Source organism: Kitasatospora sp. NPDC093806 (assembly GCF_040683335.1).
Taxonomy (GTDB): Bacteria; Actinomycetota; Actinomycetes; order Streptomycetales; family Streptomycetaceae; genus Kitasatospora.
In genome coordinates this window covers 1-25,364 of sequence record NZ_JBFBDO010000083.1, presented here as the reverse complement: position 1 = coordinate 25,364, position 25,364 = coordinate 1, and the positions used below count along the sequence as shown (strand labels likewise).

Below are 25,364 nucleotides of genomic sequence, written 5' to 3'. Positions count from 1 at the left end.
GCTACCCCACCGTTTCCAGCCGGCCGTCCGTCTCCCGTTCGCGGGTGTGCATCTCGTGGAGGCGGCTGCCCGGGCGGGTGAGGAGGTCGGACCAGCGGCCGCGTTCGACGACGTGGCCGGCGTCGAGGACGAGGACCTCGTCGACCGTGGTGTCGTCGAGGCCGGCCAGGCGGTGGGTGATCAGGACGGTGGTGCGGCCGGTGGTGGCGGTGAGCAGGTCGGCGGTGAGGGCGTCGGCGGTGGGCAGGTCGAGGTGTTCGGCGGGCTCGTCGAGGATCAGCACCGGGAAGTCGGCGAGCAGCGCGCGGGCGAGCGCGAGGCGCTGGCGCTGGCCGCCGGAGAGGCGGGCGCCGTGCTCGCCGACCATGGCGTCCAGGCCGTCCGGGAGGGTGTCGGTGAAGTCCAGCAGGCGGGCGGCGGCGAGGGCGGCGCGCAGTTCGTCCTCGGTCGCGCCGGGGCGGGCGAGCCGCAGGTTCTCGCGGAGCGAGCTGTCGAAGACGTGGGCGTCCTGGGCGCAGAGGCCGATCACCCGGCGGACGTCGTCCCCGGCGAGCGCGCGGCTGTCCACAGCCTGTGGACGACCGGCGGCGAGGACGACGCTGCCCGCGCTCTGGTCCAGGAAGCGGAGCAGCGTCTGGGCCAGGGTGGTCTTGCCGGAGCCGGACGGGCCGACCACGGCGATCCGCCGGCCGGGGGTGAGGTCGAGGTCGACGCCGGTCAGCGCGTCCGCGGTCTGCCCCGGGTGGCGGGCGGTCAGGCCGCGGACCGCGATCGGCAGCGGCCGCTCGGGCAGGGCCGCCGGCGCGGCCGGTTCGGTGACGGCGGCGGGCGCGTCCAGCACCTCGGCGAGCCGGGCCGAGGCGGCCTGGCTGCGGCGGCGGGCCTGGACGGCCAGCGGCATCCCGGTGACCGCCTCGAACGCGGCCAGCGGGGTGAGCACGACCACCGCGAGGCAGACCGGGGCGAGCGCGCCCTGCTCCACCCCGCGCAGGCCGACGGCCGCGGCGGCGGCCACGGTGACGCCGGTGAGCAGGGTGATCAGGCCGGTGCCGAGGGCGGCGGTGGCGGCCGAACGGGCGGCCAGGCCGGTCAGGGCGGCGTCGGCGGCGCGGACGGCGGCGAGCCGGCCGGGCAGGGCGCCGGCCACGGTGAGTTCGGCGGTGCCGGTGAACGCGTCGACGACGGTGGTGGCGAGCCGGCCCCGGGCGGGCGCCTGGCGCCGTTCGGCGCCGGCCGACCAGCGGGCGGTCAGGGCGGGCACCACCAGGCCGGCCAGCAGCAGGCCGAGCCCGAGGACCAGTCCGGCGGCGGGCAGGAAGGCACCCATCGCGACGGCGGCGGCCAGTGACACCACCGCGGCGACGGCGGCCGGGAGCCGCCAGCGCAGGTGGTGGTCCTGGACGGCGTCGACGTCGGCGACCAGCCGGGAGAGCAGGTCGCCGCGCCGGAAGGCGGGCAGCCCGGCCGGGGCGAGCACGGTGAGCCGCCGGTAGACGGCGGCGCGCAGGGTGCCGAGGGTGCGCAGCACGGCGTCGTGCGAGACCAGGCGTTCGGCGTAGCGGAAGACGCTGCGGCCGATGCCGAAGGCGCGGACGGAGGTGACGGCCATCATCAGGTAGAGGACGGGCGGCATCTCGGAGGCGTAGGAGATGAGGTAGCCGGAGGTGGCCATCAGGGCGACGGCGCTGCCGAGGGCGAGCGCGCCGAGCAGGACGGAGAGCGCCAGCCGGGGCTTGACCACCTCCGGCCCGGGCAGCGGGGAGTCCTCCGGCGAAGGCGGGGGCGTCGGCCGCCCGCGGTGGGCGAGGACGGGGACCTCGGCCCCCGACGGGGTGGCGGCCACGGGCCCGCTCAGCCGGACGACCCGGTCGGCGGCGGCGAGCAGCGCCGGGCGGTGGGCGACCAGCAGCACGGTGCGCGCCGGGTCCGCGGCCAGTTCCCGGACGGCGGCCACGACGGCGGCCTCGGAGGCGCCGTCCAGGTGGGCGGTGGGCTCGTCGAGCAGGACGAGCGGCCGGTCGTCGGCGAGCAGGACCCGGGCGAGGGCGAGCCGCTGGCGCTGTCCGGCGGAGAGTCCGGCGCCGTCCTCGCCGAGGGCGGCGTCCAGCGCGGTCACGAAGTCGAGGGCGTGCGCGGACCGCAGCGCCGTCCACAGCTGCTCGTCGGTCGCCTCGGGGCGGTAGAGCCGCAGGTTCTCGGCGACGGTGCCGGCGAACAGGTGCGGGTGCTGCGGCACCCAGGCGATCTGCCGCCGCCAGCTCTCCGGCTCCAGCTCGGGGAGGTCCCCGGCGGTCCCGTCGGCGGCGGTGATCCGGACGGTGCCGGCGTCCGGGGCGGTGAGCCCGAGCAGCACGGCGAGCAGCGTCGACTTGCCCGCGCCGGACGGGCCGGTGAGCGCCACCGTCTCGCCCGGGCGCAGCACCACCGAGGCCCCGTCCAGGGCGGGCTCGGTGCGGCCGGGGAAGGCGACGGTGAGCCCCTCGGCCGCGATCACCGCCCCGGCCAGGGCGGGCGCCGGACGGACGCCGGCGGCCGGCAGCGGCGTCTCCAGCACCCGGAAGATCTCGTCGGCGGCGGTCAGGCCCTCGACGCTGGAGTGGTAGAGCGCGCCGACCTGGCGGATCGGGAAGTAGACCTCGGGCGCCAGGATCAGGATCAGCAGCCCGGTCTCCAGGTCGAGGGTGCCGTCGACCAGCCGGAAGCCGATGGTGACGGCGACCAGGGCGACCGAGAGGGTGGAGAGCAGTTCCAGCGCGAAGGAGGAGATGAAGGCGATCCGCAGGGTGCGCAGGGTGGCGCGGCGGTAGTCGGCGGTGATCCGGGCGATGGTGGCGGCCTGGGCGCGGGCCCGGTTGAAGACCTTGAGGGTGGGCAGCCCGGCGACCACGTCGAGGAAGTGGTGGGAGAGCCGGGACAGGGTGGTCCACTGCCGGTCCATCCGGGACTGGGTGGCCAGTCCGATCAGCACCATGAAGAGCGGGATCAGCGGCAGGGTGCCGGCGATGATCGCGGCCGAGGTGACGTCGGCGCCGACGATCCGCAGCAGCACCGTCACCGGGACGACCACGGCGAGCGCGAGCTGCGGCAGGTAGCGGGCGAAGTAGTCGTCGAGCGCGTCGACGCCCCGGGTGGCGAGGGTGGTGAGTTCGCCGGTGCGCCGGCCCGTCAGGTAGGCCGGGCCGAGCGCGGTGGCGTGGTCGAGCAGCCGGCGCCGCAGAGTGGACTTCACCCGGGCGACGGAGCGGTGCGCGGTCAGTTCGGTGAGCCAGCCGACCAGTCCGCGGCCGACCGCGGTGAGCAGCAGCAGCGCCAGCGGCGTCGTGAGCTCGTCGAGCCCGGCGCGCTGCTGGAAGCCGCGGACCACCAGTTCGGCGATCAGGCCGGCCTGGGCGACCACCAGGGCCGCGCCCGCCCCACCGAGGAGGACCGATCCGGCAAGGAAGGCACGGGTGGTGCGGGCGTACCCGAGGAGTCGGGGGTCGACCGGCTTCACGGCGTCAGGCCTGGTCGAGCGTGGCGCTCGGGCCGAGGGCGGCGGCCGGGTCGTGCCCGGGAATGTGCTGGACGCCGATCCGCTTGCGGAACACCCAGTACGTCCAGCCCTGGTAGAGCAGCACGAGCGGGGTGAAGACGGCGGCCACGATGGTCATCAGCTTGAGCGTGTACGGCGAGGAGGCCGCGTTGGTGACGGTCAGGCTCCAGGCCGGGTCGAGGGTGGACGGCATGACGTCCGGGAAGAGCGAGAGGAAGAGCATCGCGACCGCGGCGACGATGGTCGCCCCGGAGAGGACGAAGGCCCAGCCCTCGCGGGCGAGCTGGTTGGCGACCAGCGCGCCGACCAGCGCGAGCACGGCGATCACCAGGGCGGCGAGGCTCCAGCCGGTGCCGTTGTCCGCCTGGGTCCAGATCAGGAAGACCGCGGCGAGCGCCGCCGTCACCAGGCCGGTCCGCAGGGCCATGGCGCGGGCCCGGTCGCGGATCTCGCCGACCGTCTTGAGCGCGGCGAACACCGCGCCGTGGAAGGTGAACAGGCTGAGCGTGACCAGGCCGCCGAGCAGCGCGTACGGGTTGAGCAGGTCCCAGAAGCCGCCGACGTAGTTCTTCTGGGCGTCGATGTCGACGCCGCGGACGATGTTGGCGAAGGCGACGCCCCACAGGAAGGCCGGGATCAGCGAGGTCCAGAAGATCGCCTCCTCCCAGTTCCGCTGCCAGCGCGGTTCGGGCCGCTTGGCCCGGTACTCGAAGGCCACGCCGCGGACGATCAGGCAGACCAGGATCAACAGTAGCGGGATGTAGAAGCCGCTGAACAGGGTCGCGTACCAGTCCGGGAAGGCGGCGAAGGTGGCGCCGCCGGCGGTCAGCAGCCAGACCTCGTTGCCGTCCCAGACCGGGCCGATGGTGTTGATCAGCACCCGCCGCTCGGCGGTGTTGCGGGCGAGCGGCTTGGTGAGGACGCCGATGCCGAAGTCGAAGCCCTCCAGGAAGAAGTAGCCGATCCAGAGGACGGCGATCAGGACGAACCAGACGTCGTGGAGTTCCATGGTGTGACGGTCCTATCGATCCGCGGTGGGCCTCGGTTGGCGATCAGTGGGCGATCAGTAGGCGAAGGCGAGCGGCTTGTCGGCGTCCTCGTCCGAGGAGGGGCCGCGCAGCGAGGGGTCCTTGGCGGGCGGCTGCTCGTCGGTGACCGGGCCGGCCTTGGCGTACTTGACCAGCAGCCTCACCTCGACGACCGCGAGGATCGCGTACAGCGTGGTGAAGGTGGCGAGCGCGCCGATCTGGGTGCCGACGCTCACGTTGGGGGAGACGGCACTGGCGGTGGTCATCAGTCCGAAGACCGCCCAGGGCTGACGGCCCATCTCGGTGAAGATCCAGCCGAAGCTGTTGGCGATCAGCGGGAAGCCCATGGTGAGGATGCCGATCCGCCAGCTCCACTTGGTGAGGAACGGGCCGAGCTCGCGCTTCGGGGTGAGCATCAGCCTCGGCACCTCGGTGTCGCCGGTGCGGAACTCCTGGGCGAGGAACCGCTTCTTCCGGGTGGTCCAGAGGCCGATCAACCCGGCCACGAAGGAGGTCATCCCGAAGCCGATCATGAGGCGGAAGCCCCAGTAGGTGACGAAGATGCTCGGGATGTAGTCCTTGGGGTCGCCGCCGTACTTGGCGGCCTCGGCCTGGGCGGTGTCGTTGATGCCGGGGACGGCGGAGCTGAAGTCGCTGTTGGCGAGGAAGGACAGCGCTGCGGGGATCTCCAGCTCCACCGAGTTGTGGCCCTTGTTGACGTCACCGATCGCGAAGATCGAGAACGGGGCCGGGGCCTGGGTGTCCCAGAGCGCCTCGGCGGCGGCCATCTTCATCGGCTGCTGGCGGAACATCACCTTGGCCAGCGAGTCGCCGCTGAGCGCGGTGCCCAGGCCGAAGACGACGGCGAGGACGAGGCCGAGCCGCAGCGAGGTCCGCATCACGGCGATCCGCTTGGGGTCGGCGGCGGCGCTCTCGGGCTTGCGCTTGGCCTTCCAGAGGTGGAAGGAGGCGATGCCGACCATGAACGCGGCGCCGGTGAGGAAGGCGGCGGTCAGGGTGTGCAGGACGACGGTGACGCTGGTGTCCTGGAACAGCACCCGCGCGATGTCGGTGAGCTGGGCCTTCCCGGTGACCGGGTCGATCGCGTAGCCGACCGGGTGCTGCATCCAGGAGTTGGCGGCCAGGATGAAGTAGGCGGAGAGCACGGTGCCGAGCGAGACCATCCACATGCAGGCGCAGTGCAGCTTCCTCGGAAGCTTGTCCCAGCCGAAGATCCAGAGCCCGATGAAGGTCGACTCGAAGAAGAAGGCGATCAGCGCCTCCATCGCGAGCGGGGCGCCGAAGACGTCGCCGACGAAGCGGGAGTAGTCGGACCAGTTCATGCCGAACTGGAACTCCTGGACGATGCCGGTGACCACGCCCATCGCGATGTTGATCAGGAAGAGCTTGCCCCAGAACTTGGTGGCGTGGAAGTACTTCTCCTTGTTCGTCCGCACCCACGCGGTCTCCAGTCCGGCCACGATGGCGGCCAGGCTGATGGTGAGCGGGACGAAGAGGAAGTGGTAGACGGTGGTGATGCCGAATTGCCATCGCGCGATGGTTTCGTGAGCGATTGCCAGTTCCACGTCGCCCTCTCTCCCAACCGACCCGTCCGGGTCACATTTCGGACAAACTTCATCTATAGCCGCAGAGCATCGCCCGAGCCCGCACGCTTGCCCGCTTGTGAACGTGAACACGTTCACAAGCACAGTATCCATCACCCTTACAGCCGGGCTGCGGGCGGGGGTGGGGTTCGCGCCAGTGGCCGGATGGCTACGCTCCGGCTTCTGACCGGCGGCGATGCCGCGCGCGCCGCCGGTCGGACACCGGGCGACGCCGTGCGCACAGTCTGCGAAGCCGACCGCCCGGCCACAACGAGCGGCCGGGCGGATGGAAGGGCGGATGTGGACGATCCGTCGCATTGACAGCCGACTGATCATCCTCGACGGCCTACTCGCGAGGCCGTGTCCGCGACGCCGTATCCGCGCTCCCAGGAACAGCCCCGCGGAAAGCGCCAGCGCCTCCCCGGCCCCCGTGCCAGACTTCCACCCCATGCGAACGATCATCGAGACGATGGCCGGCCGGCTGGCCGGGGTCCCCGGCGTGGTCGGCGTCCTGCTCGGCGGCAGCCGCGCCCGGGGCGAGCACCGGCCCGAGTCCGACTGGGACCTCGGCGTCTACTACCGGGGCGCCCTCGACCTCGACGCCCTGCGGGAGTCGGCCGGACCGGGGGTCGAGGTGGCCGGACCGGGCGGGTGGGGGCCGTGGGTGAACGGCGGCGCCTGGCTGACCGTCGACGGCCTCGGCCAGGTCGACTGGATCCTGCGCGACCTCGACCGGGTCGACCGGGTGTGGGCCGACTGCCGGGAGGGCCGCTACGAGGTCGGCACCCAGGCCGGGCACCCGCTCGGCTTCTGGTCGCCCTGCTACCCCGGGGAGCTCGCGCTCGGCCGGGTGCTCGCCGACCCGACCGGTGAACTCGCCGCCCGCCAGGGTGAGTTCGCCCACTACCCGGAGCCGCTGCGGGACGCGCTGACCGGGGGCAGCTGGGAGGCCGGGTTCCTGCTCGCCGGAGCCGCCAAGGGCGCCGCCCGCGGCGACACCCTGTACGTCTCGCTCTGCCTCGCCCGCGCCGTCGGCGTCCTGGTCCAGGCGCTGTTCGCGGCCGACCGCCGCTGGTGCCTCAACGAGAAGGGCGCGCTCGCCGTCGCCGAGACCCTCCCGGGCGCCCCGGCCGGCTTCGGCCCCCGGGCCCGCGCCCTGCTCGCCGCCCCCGGCGACGGCCCGGCGGCGCTCACCGCCACCGTGGCCGCCGCCCGGGCCCTGGTCGAGGACACCGAGGCCGCGCTGAAAGCCTCCTGACCGTTGATCAGGGCCAGGGTCAGGGTCAGGCCCGGCCGAGCAGCTGGGTACCCGGAGCCGACGGGGCGCGGGCGGTGAAGTAGTCGACGAAGCCGCGCAGGAACTCCGCCACCGTGATCACGCCGTCCCCGTCCACGTCCAACTGGCGGAACCCGTGCGAGAGTTCGGCCGGGTGGACGCGGCGGCCGCCGAACAGCACCCGGTACTCGGCGAAGTCCAGCAGCCCGTCCCCGTCGGTGTCGGCGGCGGCGAACACGGCGCGCAGCGCGGGCAGCAGGCCGCCCTCCAGATAGGCCGGGTCGCGGTCGCAGCCCGCCAGCGTCGCGGCGACGTACTCGGCCCGGCTGATCCGGCCGTCCCCGTCCGCGTCCATGCCCGCCCGCAACTGCTCCCACCAGCCCTCGAAGGCCGCGTACACCTCGGCCTCGCCCGCCGCGGAGAGCTCCAGCTGCCAGCAGACGTTGTGCGCCATCGCCCGCAGGTCGTGGGCGGTGAGGTGGCCGTCCCCGGTCTGGTCGAGGACCTCGCGGAAGAACCGGTCCAGCCGGGGCGGCCGGGTGTCGCGCCCGGACGGCCGCCGGAACCGAGCCGGCGCGCTGCCGCCCGGGGAGCGGTAGCGGACCCGGTCCGGCAGCCGGGTCAGCACCACCCGGGCGCCGCGGTGCAGCAGCCGGGAGAGCAGGGCCGCGCGCCGGGTGCGGACCAGGCCGAACCGCTCCCGGTACACCGGCGGGAGGTCCGCCACGGTCAGCGCGACCAGCACCCGGGCGACCACCCCGCGCAGCAGCCGCCAGCCGACCGGCCCGAGGAACCACAGCCGCCGCGGGCAGGGCGCCACCTTCAGCGTGTCGTACAGCAGGTGACGCGCCGTCCCGGTGAACTCCAGCTCCTCGGCGGTCGTCCGGCGCAGATAGCCCGGCAGCTCGGCGGCGGTCGCCGGCAGCGCCCCGGCGGGCAGCCCGAACACGGCCGCGATCTCGGCGAACTCCCGGTAGCGCGCCTCCAGTTCCGCCGCCGTCAACGGCTCGCCGCTCAACTCCCGCATGGCGACGACCGATTCGAACAGGGTGAGCAGCACCCAGGCCCGGGTGGCCGGGTCGTGGGCGTCGTACTTGCGGCCGTCCGGGTCGGTGCCGGTGATCCGCCGGTGGGCCCGGTCCAGGCGCTGGACCTCGCGCCACAGCTGCTCCTGGTCCGCCTGGAACAGCCGCCGCCCGCTGCCGAGGGTGTGCTCGATCCGGCGCCACGGGTGCCCCCGGTACGTGGAGTGCTCGGCCATCCCGGCCGCGACCACCGGGTGGGACGCCTGGAGCACCACCAGCCGCCAGGCGACGAGGGCGAGCCGCCACTCGCTCAGGTCACGGCGGAAGGAGCCCTCGGGCCCGGACGACGATGGTGCCGACGACGGCGACGGTGACGCGGACGGTGACATGCGGACTCTCCCCGGTGCGGTGGCTTCCCCGCGTGCGAACTTTCCGGCCCGCCCGCCGGGGAAACCCGCCGAGTGAAAGTGTGATCGTCCTACTTAGCCGACTCCGCCGGAGCCGTCAGCGTGCCCAGCTCCGCCAGGTCGGCGGCGTCCAGGCGCAGCGCCGCAGCCGCGACGTTCTCCTCCAGGTGGGCCGGGGAGGAGGTGCCCGGGATGGCGAGGATCGCCGGCGACAGGGCCAGCAGCCAGGCCACCATCACCTGGGCGCGGGTGGCGCCGTGGCGCTCCGCGACCCGGCGCAGCACCGGGTGGTCCGGCACGCCGGTGCCGCCCAGCGGGTAGAACGGGACGAAGGCGGTGCCCCGCTCCGCGCAGTCGGCCAGCAGCCGGTCCTCGGCCTCGGTGTGCTCCAGCACGCTGTACTTGTTCTGCACCGCGACCACCGGGGCGAGCGCCCGCGCCTCGGCGAGCTGGGCGGCGTTCACGTTGCTCACGCCCAGGTGCCGGATCAGGCCCTCGTCCCGCAGCTCGGCCAGCGCGGCGAAGGGTTCGGCGATCGAGGTCTGGGTGGGCAGCCGACGCAGGTAGACCAGGTCCAGCCGGTCCACGCCGAGCTCGCGCAGATTGCGGTGGACGGCCGCGCGCACGCCGTCCCGGTCGGCCGGGTGCAGCCAGTTCCCCTCCGGGTCGCGGCCCGGGCCGACCTTGGTGGCGATCACCAGGTCGTCCCGGTAGGGGTGCAGGGCACGGCGGATCAGGCCGTTGGCGGAGACGTCCCGGTGGAAGTAGAACCAGGCGGTGTCGATGTGGTCGACGCCCAGCTCGACGGCCCGGCGCAGCACCCGCAGGCTCTGCTCCGGGTCGCAGGCGGGGCCGTGCCAGTCGTGGGCGGGCAGCTTCATCGCGCCGAAGCCCATCCGGGACACCGGCAGGTCGTCGCCGAGGAGGAAGGTGCCGGCCGCGGAAGCGTCACTGGTGATCGTCATGGCCCCAAGCCTCGGGCCCGCTCGCCGCGGCGCCGTCCGATCTGGCAGTTTGCTGCCATGAGCACCGATCGGATCATCACGCTGCACGGCGAGCACGAGCTCGTCCAACGGGCCGGCCACCTCTTCGTCGCCTCCCGCGAGGAGTTCCTGGTCGCCGCCGCCGATCTGATGACCTTCTCGGCGGGCGTCAACGCGGCCTTCCGCGAGGGGAAGCGGCCGCACGTCGTGCCCGGGCTGACCATGCGCAAGCTGTACACCCGGCGGGCCCTCGCCGATCCCGAGTCGCACCGGCGGCTGCGGCGGATCGCCGACTCCGGCATCGAGGTCCGGATCTCCGACGGGCCGATCGCGCGCGAGGCGATCATCATCGACCGGCGCACCGCGATCCTGGCCGGCCCGCCGGTCCGCGGCGTCCGCGGGTACACCGTGGTGCACACCCCGGAGGTGGTCGACGGCCTGCGCTCGCTGTTCCGCGCCACCTGGGAGACCGCCACCGACCTCGCCGACTGCACCGCCCCGCCGCCGCCCCTCACCGACCAGGCCCGCGGCATCCTCCGCACCCTCGCCGCCGGCCACACCGACGAGACCGGCGCCCGCCTCCTCGGCGTCTCCCTGCGCACCTACCGCCGCCGCGTCGCCGACCTCATGACCACCCTCGGCGCCACCTCCCGCTTCCAGGCCGGCCTCCTCGCCCAGGGCCTCCTGGAGGACGGAATCACCCCCGCCGACCACCGGTGAGCACCAGAGGGTGAGTGCCGAAGGGCGCCCCCCGCCGACCGCCGACGCGGTTTCAGCGCTGGTGGGGGAGTTCCAGGCGGAAGGTGGCGCCGGTGGTGGGGGTGGTGTGGAGGGTGAGGGCGCCGCCGTGGGCGTGGGTGAGGGCGGTGGCGATGGCGAGGCCGAGGCCGGCGCCGCCGCGCTGGTCGGGGCGGCTGCGGGAGGCGTCGACGCGGTAGAAGCGGTGGAAGACCAGGGCGGCCTGGTCGGCGGTGAGGCCGGGGCCGGAGTCGGCGACCTCCAGCAGGCAGGTGCCGCCGTCGGTGCCCACGCCGATCCGCACCGGGGTGCCCGCCGGGGTGTGCTTGACGGCGTTGCCGACCAGGTTGGTGACCACCTGGCGGAGCCGGGCCTCGTCGCCGAGGACGGGCGCGGGTCCGGGCGGGCCGCCGCCGGGGCCGGTGAGGGAGACCGGGCGGCTGGGGTCGAGCGCGGTGAGGTCGTGCAGGGCGTCGGCGGCGAGCGTGCGCAGGTCCATCGGGGCGAGGTCGAGCGGGCGTTCCTCGTCGAGCCGGGCGAGCACCAGCAGGTCCTCGACCAGGGTGCCCATCCGGATCGCCTCGCTCTCGATCCGGGCCATGGTGCGCTCCACGTCCGCCCGGGTGGGCAGGGCGCCCATCCGGTACAGCTCGGCGAAGCCGCGGATGCCGGCCAGCGGGGTGCGCAGCTCGTGCGAGGCGTCGGCGACGAACCGCCGCATCCGGGCCTCGGACTCGGCCCGGGCCTCGAACGCGGCCTCGATCTGGGTGAGCATGCCGTTCAGCGCGGTGGAGAGCCGGCCGACCTCGGTGTGCGGGGGGAGCTGCGGCATCCGGTGGGAGAGCTCGCCGGCGGCGATCCGCTGGGCGCCCTCCTCGATCCGGCGCAGCGGCCGCAGACCGGCCCGGACGGCGAAGAAGCCGAGGGCGGCGATCAGCACCACGACCGCGGCGCCGATGGCGAGGAAGGCGGTGCAGAGCCGCTTGACGGTGCCGTCGATGTCCTCGCGGGAGACCGCGACCATCACGTAGGCGGGGGTGGGCGCGGGCACAGCGAAGATGCTGGCCTGGACGTTCTGCCGCTGGATCGGCAGGACCAGGGCCCGCCAGGTGCGCCGGCCGCGCTGGTCGGGCAGGTCGAAGGGGGTGTCGGCGGAGGTCGCGGCGGGGTCGAGGCCGGCCAGCTGCGGGGCCGGGTCGCTCTCGGACATCGGCTGGCGGACGACCAGCTGCACCTTGCCGTCGGCGGTGAGGTACTGGACCAGGTACTGGCTGGGCAGGGCGGCCAGGTACTGCGGGGCGCGCTTGCCGCCGACCGCGGGCTGCGGCCGGGTGTCGGGCCAGCTGAGCCGGTTCGGGGCGCGGCGGGAGAGCGGTTCGCCGAAGCGCTGGAGCTGTTCGTCGAGCCGCTGCACCAGCTGGTGGCGGACGGTGCCGACGACGACGAGGTCGCTGACCGCCAGGCCGGTGAGGACCAGGACGAGGGCGAGGACCAGCAGCCGGGCGCGCAGCGACAGCCGGCCGAGCGGGCGGACGGCGCGGAGGCTGCGGAGGCTGCGGGGGAACGGGAGGCGCATGCGGGGCGGCGGGGCGGCCGGTCAGCCCTGCGAGGGGCGGCGCAGGGCGTAGCCGATGCCGCGCACGGTGTGGATCAGCTTGGGCCCGTGGCCGGGGCCGGAGTCGAGCTTGCGGCGCAGGTAGGAGATGTAGGACTCGACGATGGAGAGGTCGCCGCCGAAGTCGTAGGCCCAGACGTGGTCGAGGATCTGGGCCTTGGAGACCACCCGGCCGACGTTGGCCATCAGGTAGTGCAGCAGCTTGAACTCGGTCGGGGAGAGCGCGACGGTGGCGCCGCCGCGGGTGACCTCGTGGGCTATCGGGTCGAGCACGAGGTCGGCGACGATCAGCCGGCCGTCCTCGGCCGGTCCGCCGGAGCGGCGCAGGATGGCGCGGATCCGGGCGATCAGCTCCTCCAGGCTGAACGGCTTGGTGACGTAGTCGTCGGCGCCGGCGGCGAGGCCCTGGACCTTGTCGCCGACGCCGTCCTTGGCGGTCAGGAAGAGCACCGGGAGGTGGTCGCCGGAGTGGCCGTGGGCGGGGCCGGCGATCAGGCCGCGGCTGGTCTGCTCGCGGAGCCGCTGGACCACGGTGAAGCCGTCGAGGTCGGGCAGCATGACGTCGAGGACGACCAGGTCGGGGCGGTCGGCGGCGATCAGTTCGAGCGCCTCGGCCCCGCTTCCGGCCGAGGCGACCCGGAAGCCGGAGAAGCGGAGCGAGGCGGAGAGCAGTTCGCGGATGTTCGGTTCGTCGTCGACGACGAGCAGGTAGGCCTCCCCCGGGCCGCCGTTGTTCACCGCCGAGGTTCCTGGTGTCGACACAGTGCCTTGCACGGGGGTTCCGCCTCCCGGTCGGACGATGGCGTTCAGCTTGAGGCTAGCCCGGGGAGGCTATGGGCCATCGATGAATGTTGGATTAACACCTTATCGGGCGGTTTTATACGGACGAACCCCCAGGTGCGCTCCGGGAGGTGTGCGGACGGGTCAGCCGCCGGAACCGGGTCGGGTCCCGGCGCCCCCGCCGGCGCCGAAGCCGGTGGCGCCCTCGACCAGCTGGGTCGCGGCGTAGCCGCCGTCCGGCGCCGGGGTGCCGACCACGGTCACGCTCTGGCCGGGCTGGAGGTCGCCGACCTTGCCCTCCTTGTTGAGCTGCACCTTGGTGGCGTCGCCGGTGGTCACCTTGACCGTGTTGCCGTTGGCGTCGGTCAGGTAGACGGTGGTGCCGTCCACGGCCTTGACCGTCCCCCGGGTGAAGCCGCCCTGGCCGCCCGGACCACCCTGACCGCCCTGACCCCCTTGGCCGCCCTGCCCGCCCTGGCCGTTGCGGCGGTTGCCGTTGCCGCCGCCGGGGCCGGTCGCCCCCGGCCGCGGCTGCTGGGCCCCGGCGGCGGCCGTCCGGCCCGAGCCGGCCGGGGTGCGGTCCTTCTGGAACCAGACGCCGCCCGCGAAACCGGCGGTGGCGAGCACCGCCCCGGCCAGCGTGAGCGTCACCCAGGGCAGCCGGCGGCGCGGCGGCGCGGCCAGCTCGGCGCTGACGTCCCGGGCGTCCGGCGGGGTGGACAGCAGGACGACCTGCTCGGCGGCGGTGCCGGCCGGGGTCCCGGTCGGAGTCCCAGCGGGGGTGGTCGGATCGGTCTCGTTGCTCATGGTCTGCGGGTCCTTGATCACTCGTGCCGGAGGGCGTCGATCGGGCGCAGCGAGGCGGCCCGGTTGGCGGGGTAGCTGCCGAAGAACAGGCCGATGGCGACGGCGATGCCGAACGCGCCGAGCACCGACTCGGGGATGACCACCGGCTCGATGCCGACGATCCGGAAGCGCGCGCCGGCGATCCCGGCCAGCACGCCCAGCCCGGCGCCGATCACCGACAGCAGGGTGGCCTCGGTCAGGAACTGCCCGAGGATCACGCCGCGCGGGGCTCCCAGCGCCTTGCGGATGCCGATCTCCCTGGTCCGCTCGGTGACCGTGACCAGCATGATGTTGGTGATGCCGATCCCGCCGACCAGCAGCGAGATCGCGGCCACCGCGCCGAGCAGCACGGTGAAGGTCCTGGTCGTCGACTCGCGGGCGCTGAGCAGCGAGGCCTGGTTGCCGATCCGGAAGTCCGCCTTGGCCGGGTCGGCGATCGCGTGCGTGCCGAGCAGCACCCGGGTGATCTCGGCCTGGGCGGCCGCCGTGGTCTCCGCCGAACTCGCCTGCACCAGGATCTGGTTGACCGAGCCGAAGCCGGTGAACGCGTTCTGCACCGTCGGCAGCGGCGCGATCAGCACGTCGTCCGGGTCGGTGAAGCCGGTGCCGCCCTTGGCCCGGAGCACGCCGACCACGGTGAACGGGGTGCCGCCGACGGTGACCGCCTTGCCCACCGGGTCGGCGCCGGCGAACAGCTGCCGGGCGGTGGTGGCGCCGAGCACCGCGACCTTGCGGGAGTTGAGCACGTCGTCCGAGGTGAAGTACTCGCCGCGCTCGACCTTCTGGTTGGCGGTCTCGAAGTAGGCCGGGTAGGTGCCGACGATCGAACCGGGGTTGTACGCGATGTCCCCGTACAAGGCGGTGCCGCTCGCCGTCACCACCGGCGCCACCGAGCGGACGGCGTGCGCGTCCGCCTCGGTGGCCAGCGCCCGGGCGTCGGCGACGGTGAGCTTCTTGGCGCCGGCCGCGGAGCGCGCGCCGCCGGAGGCGGAGCCGGCCGTCACGGTCAGCGCGTTGGTGCCGAGCGAGGTGATCGACTCCTTGACCGCGACCGAGGAGCCGTTGCCGACGGCCAGCAGCAGGATCACCGAGGCGACCCCGATCAGCACCCCCAGCATGGTGAGCGCGGAGCGGACCTTGTTGGCGGCCAGGCCGCCGACGGCGAAGCGGAGCATCTGCCAGAGGATCACGCCGGCACCCCCACCGGGAGCGCCGCGGGCGGCGGACCGACCACCGGGGCCTGCCGGACGTCCGCGACGATCGCGCCGTCCACCAGCCGCAGCACCCGCTTGGCGTGCCGGGCGACCTCGTCCTCGTGGGTGATCAGGACGACGGTGCGGCCGGTGGCGTTGAGGCCGTCGATGAGCGCGAGCACCTCGGCGGTGGAGCGGCTGTCGAGGTTGCCGGTGGGCTCGTCGGCGAGCAGCATCGCGGGCGCGGTGACCAGCGCCCGGGCCACCGCGACGCGCTGCTGCTGGCCGCCGGAGAGCTGGTTGGGCCGGTGCCCGGAGCGGTCGGCCAGGCCGACCAGGGAGAGCGCGGCGAGCGCCCGGCGCCGGCGCTCGGCGGCGCGCACGCCCGCGTAGGCGAGCGGGAGCTCGACCTGGGCGAGCGCGGCGGTGCGCGGGACGAGGTTGAAGGACTGGAAGACGAAGCCGATCTTGCGGTTGCGGACCAGGGCGAGCTGCCGCTCGTCCAGGTGGCCGACGTCGGTGCCGTCGAGCAGGTAGCGGCCGGAGGTCGGCACGTCGAGGCAGCCGAGGATGTTCATCAGGGTGGACTTGCCGGAGCCCGAGCTGCCCATCACCGCGACGTAGTCGCCCTGCTCGATGTCGAGGTCGACGCCCAGCGGGGCGCCGGTGGCCGGGTCGTCCGGGCCGCGCAGGGCGTGCACGGTCGCGTCGCCGTGGCCGTAGGACTTGGTGAGCCGGCGGATCCGGATCACCGGCGGGGCGGTCTCCGGGTGGGCGGTCTCCGGGTGGGCCGGGAGGTGGGGAGCGGGCGTCATCGGTTGCCGCCCCGGCCGGTGCCGCCCGCGGCACCCGCGCCGCCCGCCGCACCGCCGACGCCGGCCACGCCCGCGCCGCCGGCACCGCCCGCGCCGGAGCCGTTCCGGCCGCCGCCCTGACCGCCCTGGCCGCCGTTCGCGCCGTTCGCGCCCGGGAAGGAGCCGTTGGGGAAGCCGTTCGACCCGCTGGTGGAGGCCAGCTCGACCTTGTCGCCCTCGCTCAGCCCGGAGATCACCTGCACGGTGGTGTCGCCCTCGACGCCCACCCCGACGGTGACCCGCTCGGTGCCGCCGTCCGGCCGGACCAGGGTCGCGGTGCGGCTCGCGCCGGTGCCGGACAGGGCCGAGGTGGGCAGCGACAGGGCGTTGTCCGCCTCGCCGGTGACCACCGAGACGGTGGCGCTGAGGCCGGTGCGCAGCTTGCCGGTGTCCCCGGCGAGCTGGAGCGTCGCCGCGTACTGGACGGCGGCCGAACCGCCGCCGCTGCCGCTCACCGGCAGCGGGCTGATCGCCAGCACGGTGGCATTGAACTTGCTGTCGGACTGCGCGTTCAAGGTGACGGTGGCGGCCTCGCCCTTCTTCAGCTTGAGCGAGTCCAGCTCGGAGAAGTTGGCGGTGACCTGCATCCCGGTCGGGTTGGTCAGCACGATGAAGCCGCTGGGGGTGGCGGTGCCCGAGGAGGACGACTTGGCGGCGGAGGACCCGCCGCCGGACCCGCCGGAGCCGCTGCCGCCCGTGCCGACGGTGTCGCCGGCCTTGGCCGCCACCGAGGCGACGGTGCCGTCCACCGAGGCGGTGAGCGTCGTCCCGGCCAGCGCCGCCTGGGCGTTGGCCAGGTTGGTCTGGGCGGTGGCGAGCTGCTGCTCGGCCTGGGCGACCGCCGCCTCGTCGACCTTGGTGGTGCTGATGGTGGTGGTCTGCGGCTCGGGGACGGCCGGCGGCGGCGCCGGGACGGTGGCCTGCGCGGAGGGGCTGGTCTGCCCGGCCGAGCCCTGCCCGGAGGCGTCGGTCTGCGGGGCGGACGCGCTGCTCCCGCCCGCCCCGCGACCGCCGCTCGCCCCGGTGGCGCCGGTCGACCCCGCCGAGCCCGCCGATCCCGTCGCGCCGGCCTTGGCCGGCAGCTGCTGGACCGTCGTCGTGGTGACCCCCGCGCGGGCCTTCGCCAGATTGGCGGTGGCGGTGTTCAGCGCGGCCTGCGCGGCGTCCACCTGCTGCTGGGCCGCGGTGGTGTCGACCGTGGCGAGCACCTGCCCCTTGGTCACCTGGTCCCCCACGGCGACCTTGACGGCGGTGAGCCGGCCGCCGGTGGTGAAGTCCTGGGCGGCGTCGGTGGGCGACACCAGGGTGCCGGTTCCGGACACCGTGGCCAGGACCGTGCCCTTGCCGACGGTGGCCGTCCGGACCGGCGCCTTGGCGGCCGCCGTCCCGGTGCCGTCGTCCAGCACGGTGTACGCGAGGGCGGCGGCGCCGAGCAGGGCCACCCCGAGCGCGGAGTTGACGAGGACGGCACCTCGCCGTCGCGGGAACACCTTCATGGCGGACAGCTTCCCGGGGCGCTCTTGGGCCGTCCTGGGCGCCGGCTGGGAGGAGGCTGAGCGGCCGAACCGGGGCATTTGGCCACGCTCCGCCCGCCGGCGGGGCCCGGGCCGGGCCGCGCCGGGGGAAACGTTGACCGAGCTCCCAGCCTCCTCCCAGGGATCCACAGCCACTACCGATCCACCGCCACCGGAAACGCCGCAGCCGCCGGAAACGCCGACGGCGGAGCGGTCCGACCACCCGGGCCGGTCCGCTCCGCCGTCGGCGCGCTACGGGGCTACAGCTCTACAGCTCCAGAGCTCCAGAGCTCTAGAGCTCCTTGCGGAAGGCCTCCGCCACGGCGAGGAAGATCGAGTTGCCCTCGACCTCGCCGATCGAGATCCGCACGCCCTCCGGGAACGGCCGGACGATCACGCCGGCCTCGGCGCAGCGGGCCGCGAACTCCTGCGAGCGCTCGCCGAGCGCCAGCCAGACGAAGTTGGCCTGCGAGTCCGGGATCTCCCAGCCCTGGGCGCGCAGCCCGGCCACCACCCGGTTGCGCTCCTCGATCAGCGCGTCCACCCGGACCATCAGGGCGTCCTCGGCGCGCAGCGAGGCGACCGCCGCGTCCTGGGAGAGCTGGGTGACGCCGAACGGCACCGCGGTCTTGCGCAGCGCGTTCGTCACCGGCTCGTGGGCGATCGCGAAGCCGACCCGCATCCCGGCCAGGCCGTAGGCCTTGGAGAAGGTGCGCAGCACGCACACGTTCGGGCGGTCCCGGTAGAGGTCTATGCCGTTGGGCACCTCGGGGTCGCTGATGAACTCGATGTACGCCTCGTCGACGACGATCAGGATGTCGGCCGGGACGGCGTCCAGGAAGCGCTCCAGCTCGGCGCGGTGGATCACGTTGCCGGTGGGGTTGTTCGGGTTGCAGACGAAGATCAGCCGGGTCCGGTCGGTGACGGCGGCCAGCATCGCGTCCAGGTCGTGGTCGCCGCCGGCGGTCAGCGGCACCGGGACCGGGGTCGCGCCGGCGATCCGGGTGACGATCGGGTAGGCCTCGAAGGAGCGCCAGGCGAACATCACCTCGTCGCCCTCACCGGCGGCGATGAAGATCAGCGACTGGGCGATGCCGACCGAGCCGGTGCCGAGGGCGATGTGCTCGGTAGGGACGTCGAAGCGCTTGGCCAGCTCGGCGGTGAGCTCGGTGGCGCCCATGTCCGGGTAGCGGTTGAGCTTCCCGGCGGCCTTGACGGCCGCGTCCAGCACGCCGGGGAGCGGCTCGTAGGGGTTCTCGTTGGAGGACAGCTTGTACGCGTCGGCGCCGGCCGGCTTGCCGGGCTTGTAGGCGGGGATGCCGTCCAGGGTCGGCCTGAGGCGAGGGCCCTGTGCTGCGGTCACGGTCGTTCTCCTTTGTCTGTCCGCTGCGTTCGCCCGGCGCGGTCGGGGTCACCGCCGTTGTCGGGTCGTCGGAACGCACCCGGTTCCACCCCGGTCGGGTGCCCTGAACGATACCGATCCGTGCTCACCCGTAGGAGTGAGATGCCCGGTCGGGTTACAGGTGCAGATCAGCCATTCTGCCGGGTTCCTTTGGCACATGTCAGAGGTAAACCGGCTGGTTTCGGACGGGTATCGAAGGGGCGCACGCGGGCTCACTCATGGAGAAACGTATCTCCACAGGCTCCCAATGCGCCGGTCACAGACCCTTGTCAGGAGCCATACGATCGGTCCGCCATGACAGCAGCAGCCAACCAGAGCGGTCGGCGACCCACCACCTCACGGCGTCTGGAGCGGGCCGGCATCCGGGATGTGGCAGCAGCCGCCGGAGTGTCGATCACCACCGTCTCCGACGCGCTGAACGGGAAGGGCCGCCTGCCCGACGAGACCAGAAGCCGGGTGCGCGAAGTCGCCGAGCGCCTCGGCTACCGCCCCTCGGCGGCCGCACGGACCCTGCGCACCGGGCGGTCCGGCCTGATCGGCCTGACCGTCACCACCTACGGCGAAGAGCCGTTCACCTTCACCGAGTTCGCCTACTTCGCCGAGATGGCCCGGGCCGCCACCAGCGCCGCCCTCGGCCGCGGCTACGCGCTGGTGGTGCTGCCCGCCTCCTCCCGGCACGACGTCTGGGGCAACATCGCCCTGGATGGCACCGTGGTGATCGACCCGCCCGACCAGGACCCGCTGGTCAGCGAGCTGTACCGGTCCGGCGTCCCGGTGGTCAGCGACGGCAAGCCCGGGAACTGCCCGGTCACCGCCTGGGTCGACAACGACCACGAGGCCGCCGTGCTCGGCATCCTCGACCACCTCTCCGAGGCCGGCGCCCGCCGGATCGGCCTGCTCACCGGCACCAGCACCGACACCTACACCCGGCTCTCCACCGAGGCCTACCTCGGCTGGTGCGCCAAGGTCGGCCAGGAGCCGGTCTACGAGACCTACCCCGCGCACGACCCGGCGGCCGGCGCGGTCGCCGCCGACCGGCTGCTGGCCCGTCCCGACCGGCCGGACGCCGTCTACGGCCTCTTCGACCCCAACGGCACCGACCTGCTGGCCGCCGCCCGCCGCTACGGCCTGCGGGTGCCGGACGACCTGCTGCTGGTCTGCTGCAGCGAGAGCGACGTGTACGCGACGACCGAGCCGCCGATCACCACCCTCTCGCTCAAGCCGCGCCGGATCGGCACCACGGTGGTCAACCTGCTCATCGACGCCATCGAGGGCGTCGACTCCGGCACCGGGGTCGACATCGCCCGGCTCTTCCCGCCCCGTTTCCGCACCGCGGGCACCGGACCGCCGCCCGGCACCCTGATGCCCACCGAACTCATCGTCCGCGCCTCCTCCCAGCGGCGGAGCCCGCGCACCACGGTCAGCCCGCCCCGCCCACCGGGCGAGGTGTGACCTGGGCCCCTCGGGTGTGGTCTGGACCACACCCAGCCGGGACAAAACGGACCTGACGGACCGCCCGGCTGACGCTCCGGAGGATTGGATACCCACCAGGTGACGACGCCGGGAGAGTGGTCTTCCTATGATGGGCGAATGACACCCGAGGACCGCTTCCCCGGGCCTGAACACCCGGACTCAGGCCCCCGCCACCAGCCGGACCTCGATGTGCTGCCGTACGGCACCTATTACGAACCGGACCCTTCCGGCGGTTACCCCGGCACCGCGTACGAGGCGGAGACGTACAGCGGGTACGGCGGAGCGCGGTACCTCGAACAGCACTGGCCCGCCGCGGGCCCCGAGCACGGGCACACCGTGCACGCCCACGGGCCGGAGCCCGCGCACGGCGAGCACCCCGGCTACGAGCCGACCCTGCCCGACCACCCCTCCCCCGTCCGGGGCGACGACCCGCCGACCATCGAGCTCGGCCCCCCGCTCCCCGAGCCCGGCCTGCCGTACCACCCGTACCCGGCCCCCGCCCCCGGCGAGCCGCCCGGCCCGCTCTACGTGGTCGGCGACGTCCACGGCTACCTGGACGAGCTGCGCGCCGCGCTGCGCCACCAGGGCCTGATCGACGAGGGCGGCCACTGGTCCGCCGGCCGCGCCCGGATGTGGTTCCTCGGCGACTTCACCGACCGCGGCCCCGACGGCATCGGCGTCATCGAGCTGGTCATGCAGCTCGCCGCCGAGGCCGCCGCCGCCGGCGGCTACTGCCGGGCGCTGATGGGCAATCACGAACTGCTCTTCCTGGGCGCCGCCAAGTACGGCGACGAGCCCGTCCAGTCCACCGCCGGCACCGCCTCCTTCCTCGCCGCCTGGCGGCTCAACGGCGGCCAGCAGCACGACCTGGAGCGGCTGGAGGGCCACCACATCGCCTGGCTCCGCCGGCTGCCCGCGATGGCCCTGGAGGACGGCCACCTGCTGCTGCACTCCGACACCACCGCGTACCTGGAGTACGGCGAGTCGATCGCCGAGGTCAACGACGCCGTCCACGACCTGCTCTCGGGCGAGGGCGTCGACGAGTGGTGGGACTGCTTCCGCCGGTTCACCAAGCGGTTCGCCTTCCGCGGCGACGCCGGCCCGATGGCCGTCCGCGAGCTGCTGGACATCTACGGCGGGACGCGCATCGTGCACGGGCACAGCCCGATCCCGTACCTCACCGGCGCGGTGCACGCCGACGACGGCGTGCCGCCGCACATCCCGGGCCCGTACGTCTACGCGGACGACCTGGCCGTCGCCATGGACGGCGGCGTGACCATGGAGGGCCGCCTGCTCGTCGCCCGCCTGCCGATCTGAGCCGACCAGCGCCTCCCCCGGGGCCGGACCCGTACGCGGTCCGGCCCCGTGCCATCCCCCCTTGACGCACCGTCAACCGAACGCCCGTTCCCGGCGCCCGGGCGGTCGCGCACGCGCACCCCGGGGCGCGAAAAACCGGAAAGTCACTGTCGACGCGGCCGCACCCGCCCCTACCATCGAGGGCACACCACACCCGGCCGCCCGTGTGGCGGCCCGTCTCCGCGCCCCGCCCCGCGCCCGCGGGGCCGAGCGGCCGGGGTCTGCCCGAACGGGGTCCCCATGAACGACGCCCCGCACCTGCTCGCCGAGGACCGCCCGGACTTCGAGCGCCTCCTCGACGCGGCACTGCGCGACGAAACCGTCCTCACCGCCCTGCGCGCGCCCGGCGCGCCCACCCCCGACGAGCTGCGCGCCCGCGCCCTCGCCGCCGCCGACACCGTCGCCGCCCCGGCGGCCACCGAGTACCGGCACTACCTGCGCCTGCGCGAGAGCCTGCGCGACACCCCGCCCCCACCCCCGCCACCGGGCGAACCCACCGCCCCCGGACTGCTCGCCCAGCTCCGCTCGGCCAACGGCGGCGCCGGCCTCCTCCCGGTGCTGACCGTGCTCACCCCGATCCTCGCCTGGGCCGCCGCCCTGGTCCTGCTCCTGCTCGGCTACACCCTGCGCGCCGCCGACCCGGACATCGCCCTCGGCCGCTCCCTGCTGACCGCCGGCTGGCTGGCCCTCGCCGCCGGCGTGGCCGCGATGGCCGTCGGCATCGTCGGACTGATCCTCACCGCCCTGCGCGACGGCTCCACCCCACCCGTCCCGCCCGGCACCGACCCCGACCTCGCCGCCGAACTCGCCGACGCCCGCCACGACTGGCACCAGGCCCTCCGCACCCGCGCCCTCCCCCCGTACCTCACCACCGCCACCGCCCACCCCGGCCCCGCCCTCACCAGCGCGGACGACCTCTGACCGGAGCCCCCGGACGACGCGAAACCGCCCCGGGAGGCTTGGCTTCCGGGGCGGTTTCGGGTGGTGGGGGCGGGTCAGCCCCGGGTGGTGCGGCGGGTGCGGCGGGCCAGGGTGATGGCGGTGGCGCCGACGGCCAGCAGGGCGGCCGCGATGGCCGCCGGGACGGCGAGGTTCGACGAGCCGGTGTCGGCCAGCTCGGGGCCGGCGGCCTTGGTCGGGGACGGCTTGGCGGCGGCCTTGGCGGCCGTCGTCGGGGACGGGGAGGCGGTCGGCTTGGCCGGGGTCGCGGTGGCGGACGGCTTCGCGGTCGGGGCGACGGCGCCCGGGTTGACGCAGTCGGGGGCGCCGTCGACCGGCGTCGAGGCGAGGCGCTGCGTGGTCCAGAAGAGGACCGGGCCGGCCCCCGGGTAGTAGCCGAAGCCGAGCTCCGGGTCGGAGTTGTCGAGCTTGAAGTTCTTGCCGAGGGTGATCCGGGCGTTCAGGCTCTGGTTGCCGACCGGGCCGGTCGCCCACTTCGCCACGTCGACGGTGCCGCCGACCATGCCCACCGCGCCCAGGTCGACCCGGTGCCAGCTGCCGTCCTTCGGGTCCTGGACGTCCACCTCGGCGTCGCAGGCGGCCGGGCCGTTCATCGAGCCGACGCCCTGGCCCTGCCAGAGGAAGAAGGAGGCCGTGGTGAGGTGCCAGTCGAAGTTGTTGGCGGTCTTGATCGAGACCTTGAACGGGTGCGGCTTGCCGTCCGCCGGGATCGACTTCGGCAGGCCCTCGATGGCGGTGGTCAGACCGGTGACCTTGACCGACTTCCCGGTCCGCGACGCCCAGTCCTGGGCCTGGCCGTCCGGGCCCAGCCGCGCCCCGGCGAAGGCCTCCAGGTTGACGTCGACCGCCGGTCCCTCGTGCTTGGACTGCACCAGCTTGAAGCGCAGCTTGAAGGTCCGGGCGGCGTGCGGCTGCACCTCCACCCCGGCACCGGTCAGGTCGGCGGCGGTGCCCTCGTAGCCGTCGGGGTCGCTGCTCAGCTTCTGCGCGACCAGCTTGACCGGCTGCCAGGCACCGGAGTCGCCGTCGGCGTACTCCGCGACGACCTGGTCCAGACCCAGCGCCTGGGAGCCGATGTAGATCAGCACGTGTTCCGCGGCGGAGGGCTGATCGGTGTCGTTCTTCAGCGTCACCGTCCCCTCGGACCAGCCGCCGCCGGGCGTCACGGAGGAGAACCCGTCGATCGTGACGCCGTGGAGCGAGTCGCCGGGCGCCGCCTGGGCGGACGGCGCGGCCAGCGCGAGCGGGGACGCGACCAGCGCCGCCGCCATGAGCACATGACGAAGTCTCACATCTACCTCAATGGTTCGAAATGGCCGCATTTCTGAATGGCGGCTGCGCGGATTTCCCCCCACCGCGCGGGCGGCAGACTATCCGATCGAAGTAATGGAGTGTCAACCAACTATTCCACCGCATAAATTCGACATAAATCGACAAAGCGCCGCTCCGACCAGGGCCCCGCGCCCTCCCCCGGCAGGGGGATGGGGTTCACCCCTGCCGACGACGCCGCCACCCGGCGCCCGCTGGAATCGTCGACACCAGCAGCCGGACCGGCCACCGTCCGGCGACAGCGGAGGGGAAACGGAAAACCATGAGCGCGCGCAGCACGCTGGAGAAACTGCACGGCCGGACCGCCGCCGGAGTCCCGCGCTGGGCCGTCCGGACCGCCTACGTCACCAGCCTCACCGCCCTGCCCGCCGGCATCTGGCGGATCGCCGCCTTCACCTTCGACGCGCCGCTGCTGGAGCCCAGCACCGAACCGGTCGGCGGCGACGCGATCCTGTGGTGGTACGTGATCGTGCTCAGTGTGATCAGCGAGGCGCTCGCCTTCCTCGCCATCGGCCTGGTCAGCGAGTGGGGCGAACGGTGGCCCCGGTGGATCCCTTTCCTCGGCGGCCGGCCCGTCCCCACCCTCGCCGCGGTGATCCCGGCCGGGCTCGGCGCCGCCGCGCTGATGGTCCTGCCGTACTCGCTGCTGATGGGCGCCTTCGGGCTGGGGATGACCGGCGAGCCCAGCGGCCTGGTCACCCACGGCTACCAGACCGTGCTCTTCTGGCTCTGCTACCTGCCGCTCGGGCTCTGGGGCCCGCTGCTCGCCGTCCTCACCGTGCACTACCACCGCCGCCGCAACCGCCCCGCCGCCCGCCCCCGGCCGTCGACCGCGCTCGCCGCCTGAGGCACCGATCACCCGGCGCGCGACGATCATTAACCAATCCAGTCTTGATCGCACCGACCGCCCGGCGGATCGTAGAAGGCACCCACCCGGCAGCACCCTCCTCCCACTGGAGCCACCATGCCCACCCTCCGCGTGAAGGCCTTCGACCACCTCGTGCTCAACGTCGGCGACGTCGAACGATCGCTGGAGTTCTACAGCGGCCTGCTCGGGCTGGAGCCGGTCCGGGTCGACGAGTGGCGGGCCGGCAAGGCCCCCTTCGTGTCGGTCCGGATCTCCCCGGAGACGATCATCGACCTGACCGCCCGCGAGCGCGGCGAGTCCAACGTCGACCACATCTGCCTCACCGTCGACCCGCTCGACTGGCAGGAGGTCCTCGACGCCGGCACCTTCGACGTCCTCGAAGGCCCGGTCGACCGCTACGGCGCCCGCGGCAACGCCACCTCGATCTACGTCCGGGACCCGGACGGCAACACCGTCGAGCTCCGCTGGTACCCCGAGGACGCCGCCTGACCGGCCCCCGAACCACCACGGTGCGGCCCCGGCACGGGGGTCCGGGGCCGCACCGAGCACGAACGCCGCCCCGGGAGCCGGCGGGCTTCCGG

Annotated in this window: 20 protein-coding genes; 7 read left to right on the top strand and 13 right to left on the bottom strand. The window is 74.0% G+C overall.

Annotated elements, in window-relative coordinates; genetic code table 11:
• Position 1: 1 nt before the first annotated feature.
• The 3 genes from cydD to AB0N76_RS29355 are packed head-to-tail and all read right to left on the bottom strand — an operon-like array spanning position 2 to position 6,146.
• Positions 2–3,493, bottom strand: a complete 3,492-nt coding sequence (cydD, locus tag AB0N76_RS29365; RefSeq protein ID WP_363562166.1) for a thiol reductant ABC exporter subunit CydD — start codon at positions 3,491–3,493, stop codon at positions 2–4.
• Positions 3,494–3,497: 4 nt separating this feature from the next.
• The gene (gene cydB / locus AB0N76_RS29360; RefSeq protein ID WP_363562164.1) at positions 3,498–4,541 is read right to left on the bottom strand and encodes a cytochrome d ubiquinol oxidase subunit II; all 1,044 of its coding nucleotides are present in this window, start codon (positions 4,539–4,541) and stop codon (positions 3,498–3,500) included.
• 54 nt (positions 4,542–4,595) lie between these two features.
• Positions 4,596–6,146 (bottom strand): cytochrome ubiquinol oxidase subunit I, encoded by a 1,551-nt coding sequence (locus tag AB0N76_RS29355; RefSeq protein WP_363562162.1) that lies wholly within the window; start codon positions 6,144–6,146, stop codon positions 4,596–4,598.
• Between the two features lie 466 nt (positions 6,147–6,612).
• Here AB0N76_RS29355 and AB0N76_RS29350 point away from each other — a divergent pair, with 466 nt between their 5' ends.
• Positions 6,613–7,422, top strand: a complete 810-nt coding sequence (locus AB0N76_RS29350; protein WP_363562160.1) for a nucleotidyltransferase domain-containing protein — start codon at positions 6,613–6,615, stop codon at positions 7,420–7,422.
• A 25-nt stretch (positions 7,423–7,447) separates the two neighbouring features.
• On the opposite strand, the gene AB0N76_RS29345 is transcribed toward AB0N76_RS29350, so the two are convergent.
• Together AB0N76_RS29345 and AB0N76_RS29340 are read right to left on the bottom strand one after the other, a co-directional pair.
• Entirely contained in the window at positions 7,448–8,854 is a 1,407-nt protein-coding gene (locus AB0N76_RS29345; protein WP_363562158.1) for an EF-hand domain-containing protein, read from the bottom strand.
• Positions 8,855–8,943: 89 nt separating this feature from the next.
• Positions 8,944–9,837, bottom strand: coding sequence for an oxidoreductase (locus AB0N76_RS29340; RefSeq protein ID WP_363562156.1), 894 nt, complete (start codon positions 9,835–9,837; stop codon positions 8,944–8,946).
• Positions 9,838–9,894: 57 nt separating this feature from the next.
• Here AB0N76_RS29340 and AB0N76_RS29335 point away from each other — a divergent pair, with 57 nt between their 5' ends.
• Positions 9,895–10,575 (top strand): helix-turn-helix transcriptional regulator, encoded by a 681-nt coding sequence (locus AB0N76_RS29335; protein ID WP_363562154.1) that lies wholly within the window; start codon positions 9,895–9,897, stop codon positions 10,573–10,575.
• Between the two features lie 52 nt (positions 10,576–10,627).
• Here the strand turns inward: AB0N76_RS29335 and AB0N76_RS29330 are convergent, their stop codons facing one another.
• The 7 genes from AB0N76_RS29330 to hisC all read right to left on the bottom strand — a co-directional run bounded on the left by AB0N76_RS29330 (position 10,628) and on the right by hisC (position 18,758).
• The gene (locus tag AB0N76_RS29330; protein WP_363562152.1) at positions 10,628–12,169 is read right to left on the bottom strand and encodes a HAMP domain-containing sensor histidine kinase; all 1,542 of its coding nucleotides are present in this window, start codon (positions 12,167–12,169) and stop codon (positions 10,628–10,630) included.
• A gap of 21 nt (positions 12,170–12,190) precedes the next feature.
• Positions 12,191–12,946 carry a response regulator transcription factor gene (locus AB0N76_RS29325; protein ID WP_363562150.1) on the bottom strand — a complete coding sequence of 252 codons (756 nt, stop codon included), beginning with the start codon at positions 12,944–12,946 and terminating at the stop codon, positions 12,191–12,193.
• A gap of 186 nt (positions 12,947–13,132) precedes the next feature.
• Entirely contained in the window at positions 13,133–13,795 is a 663-nt protein-coding gene (locus AB0N76_RS29320) for a hypothetical protein (protein WP_363562148.1), read from the bottom strand.
• Positions 13,796–13,812: 17 nt separating this feature from the next.
• Complete coding sequence (locus AB0N76_RS29315) at positions 13,813–15,024, bottom strand: ABC transporter permease (RefSeq protein WP_363562146.1); 1,212 nt, start codon at positions 15,022–15,024, stop codon at positions 13,813–13,815.
• Complete coding sequence (locus AB0N76_RS29310; RefSeq protein ID WP_363562144.1) at positions 15,021–15,842, bottom strand: ABC transporter ATP-binding protein; 822 nt, start codon at positions 15,840–15,842, stop codon at positions 15,021–15,023. The genes AB0N76_RS29315 and AB0N76_RS29310 overlap by 4 nt, the downstream gene beginning before the upstream one ends.
• Positions 15,839–17,377: a biotin/lipoyl-binding protein gene (locus AB0N76_RS29305; RefSeq protein WP_363562142.1), complete on the bottom strand. Its 1,539-nt coding sequence runs from the start codon at positions 17,375–17,377 to the stop codon at positions 15,839–15,841. Before AB0N76_RS29305 ends, AB0N76_RS29310 begins: the two co-directional genes overlap by 4 nt.
• Before the next feature lie 310 nt (positions 17,378–17,687).
• A complete protein-coding gene (gene hisC / locus AB0N76_RS29300; protein ID WP_363562140.1) occupies positions 17,688–18,758 on the bottom strand; it encodes a histidinol-phosphate transaminase in 1,071 nt (356 codons plus the stop codon).
• Between the two features lie 333 nt (positions 18,759–19,091).
• Here hisC and AB0N76_RS29295 point away from each other — a divergent pair, with 333 nt between their 5' ends.
• From AB0N76_RS29295 to AB0N76_RS29285, 3 genes are all read left to right on the top strand, one after another.
• Positions 19,092–20,249 (top strand): LacI family DNA-binding transcriptional regulator, encoded by a 1,158-nt coding sequence (locus tag AB0N76_RS29295; RefSeq protein WP_078879728.1) that lies wholly within the window; start codon positions 19,092–19,094, stop codon positions 20,247–20,249.
• 138 nt (positions 20,250–20,387) lie between these two features.
• A complete protein-coding gene (locus AB0N76_RS29290; RefSeq protein WP_363562138.1) occupies positions 20,388–21,587 on the top strand; it encodes a metallophosphoesterase in 1,200 nt (399 codons plus the stop codon).
• 279 nt (positions 21,588–21,866) lie between these two features.
• Positions 21,867–22,547, top strand: a complete 681-nt coding sequence (locus AB0N76_RS29285; RefSeq protein WP_363562136.1) for a hypothetical protein — start codon at positions 21,867–21,869, stop codon at positions 22,545–22,547.
• Positions 22,548–22,621: 74 nt separating this feature from the next.
• Here AB0N76_RS29285 and AB0N76_RS29280 read toward each other — a convergent pair whose 3' ends face one another.
• A complete protein-coding gene (locus AB0N76_RS29280; protein ID WP_363562134.1) occupies positions 22,622–23,878 on the bottom strand; it encodes a hypothetical protein in 1,257 nt (418 codons plus the stop codon).
• A gap of 299 nt (positions 23,879–24,177) precedes the next feature.
• Here AB0N76_RS29280 and AB0N76_RS29275 point away from each other — a divergent pair, with 299 nt between their 5' ends.
• On the top strand, positions 24,178–24,762 hold the full coding sequence (locus AB0N76_RS29275; protein ID WP_363562132.1) for a hypothetical protein: 585 nt from the start codon (positions 24,178–24,180) through the stop codon (positions 24,760–24,762).
• A gap of 117 nt (positions 24,763–24,879) precedes the next feature.
• Complete coding sequence (locus AB0N76_RS29270) at positions 24,880–25,272, top strand: VOC family protein (RefSeq protein WP_363562130.1); 393 nt, start codon at positions 24,880–24,882, stop codon at positions 25,270–25,272.
• Positions 25,273–25,364 lie beyond the last annotated feature (92 nt).

Excerpts from the sequence above, each read along its gene's own strand:
- AB0N76_RS29275 (WP_363562132.1), top strand. The coding sequence starts at position 24,178 with ATGAGCGCGCGCAGCACGCTGGAGAAACTGCACGGCCGGACCGCCGCC.
- AB0N76_RS29285 (WP_363562136.1), top strand. The coding sequence starts at position 21,867 with ATGAACGACGCCCCGCACCTGCTCGCCGAGGACCGCCCGGACTTCGAG.
- AB0N76_RS29290 (WP_363562138.1), top strand. The coding sequence starts at position 20,388 with ATGACACCCGAGGACCGCTTCCCCGGGCCTGAACACCCGGACTCAGGC.
- AB0N76_RS29295 (WP_078879728.1), top strand. The coding sequence starts at position 19,092 with ATGACAGCAGCAGCCAACCAGAGCGGTCGGCGACCCACCACCTCACGG.
- AB0N76_RS29345 (WP_363562158.1), bottom strand. The coding sequence starts at position 8,854 with ATGTCACCGTCCGCGTCACCGTCGCCGTCGTCGGCACCATCGTCGTCC.
- AB0N76_RS29320 (WP_363562148.1), bottom strand. The coding sequence starts at position 13,795 with ATGAGCAACGAGACCGATCCGACCACCCCCGCTGGGACTCCGACCGGG.
- AB0N76_RS29305 (WP_363562142.1), bottom strand. The coding sequence starts at position 17,377 with ATGAAGGTGTTCCCGCGACGGCGAGGTGCCGTCCTCGTCAACTCCGCG.
- cydB (WP_363562164.1), bottom strand. The coding sequence starts at position 4,541 with ATGGAACTCCACGACGTCTGGTTCGTCCTGATCGCCGTCCTCTGGATC.
- AB0N76_RS29335 (WP_363562154.1), top strand. The coding sequence starts at position 9,895 with ATGAGCACCGATCGGATCATCACGCTGCACGGCGAGCACGAGCTCGTC.
- AB0N76_RS29270 (WP_363562130.1), top strand. The coding sequence starts at position 24,880 with ATGCCCACCCTCCGCGTGAAGGCCTTCGACCACCTCGTGCTCAACGTC.
- AB0N76_RS29350 (WP_363562160.1), top strand. The coding sequence starts at position 6,613 with ATGCGAACGATCATCGAGACGATGGCCGGCCGGCTGGCCGGGGTCCCC.
- AB0N76_RS29330 (WP_363562152.1), bottom strand. The coding sequence starts at position 12,169 with ATGCGCCTCCCGTTCCCCCGCAGCCTCCGCAGCCTCCGCGCCGTCCGC.
- AB0N76_RS29340 (WP_363562156.1), bottom strand. The coding sequence starts at position 9,837 with ATGACGATCACCAGTGACGCTTCCGCGGCCGGCACCTTCCTCCTCGGC.
- AB0N76_RS29310 (WP_363562144.1), bottom strand. The coding sequence starts at position 15,842 with ATGACGCCCGCTCCCCACCTCCCGGCCCACCCGGAGACCGCCCACCCG.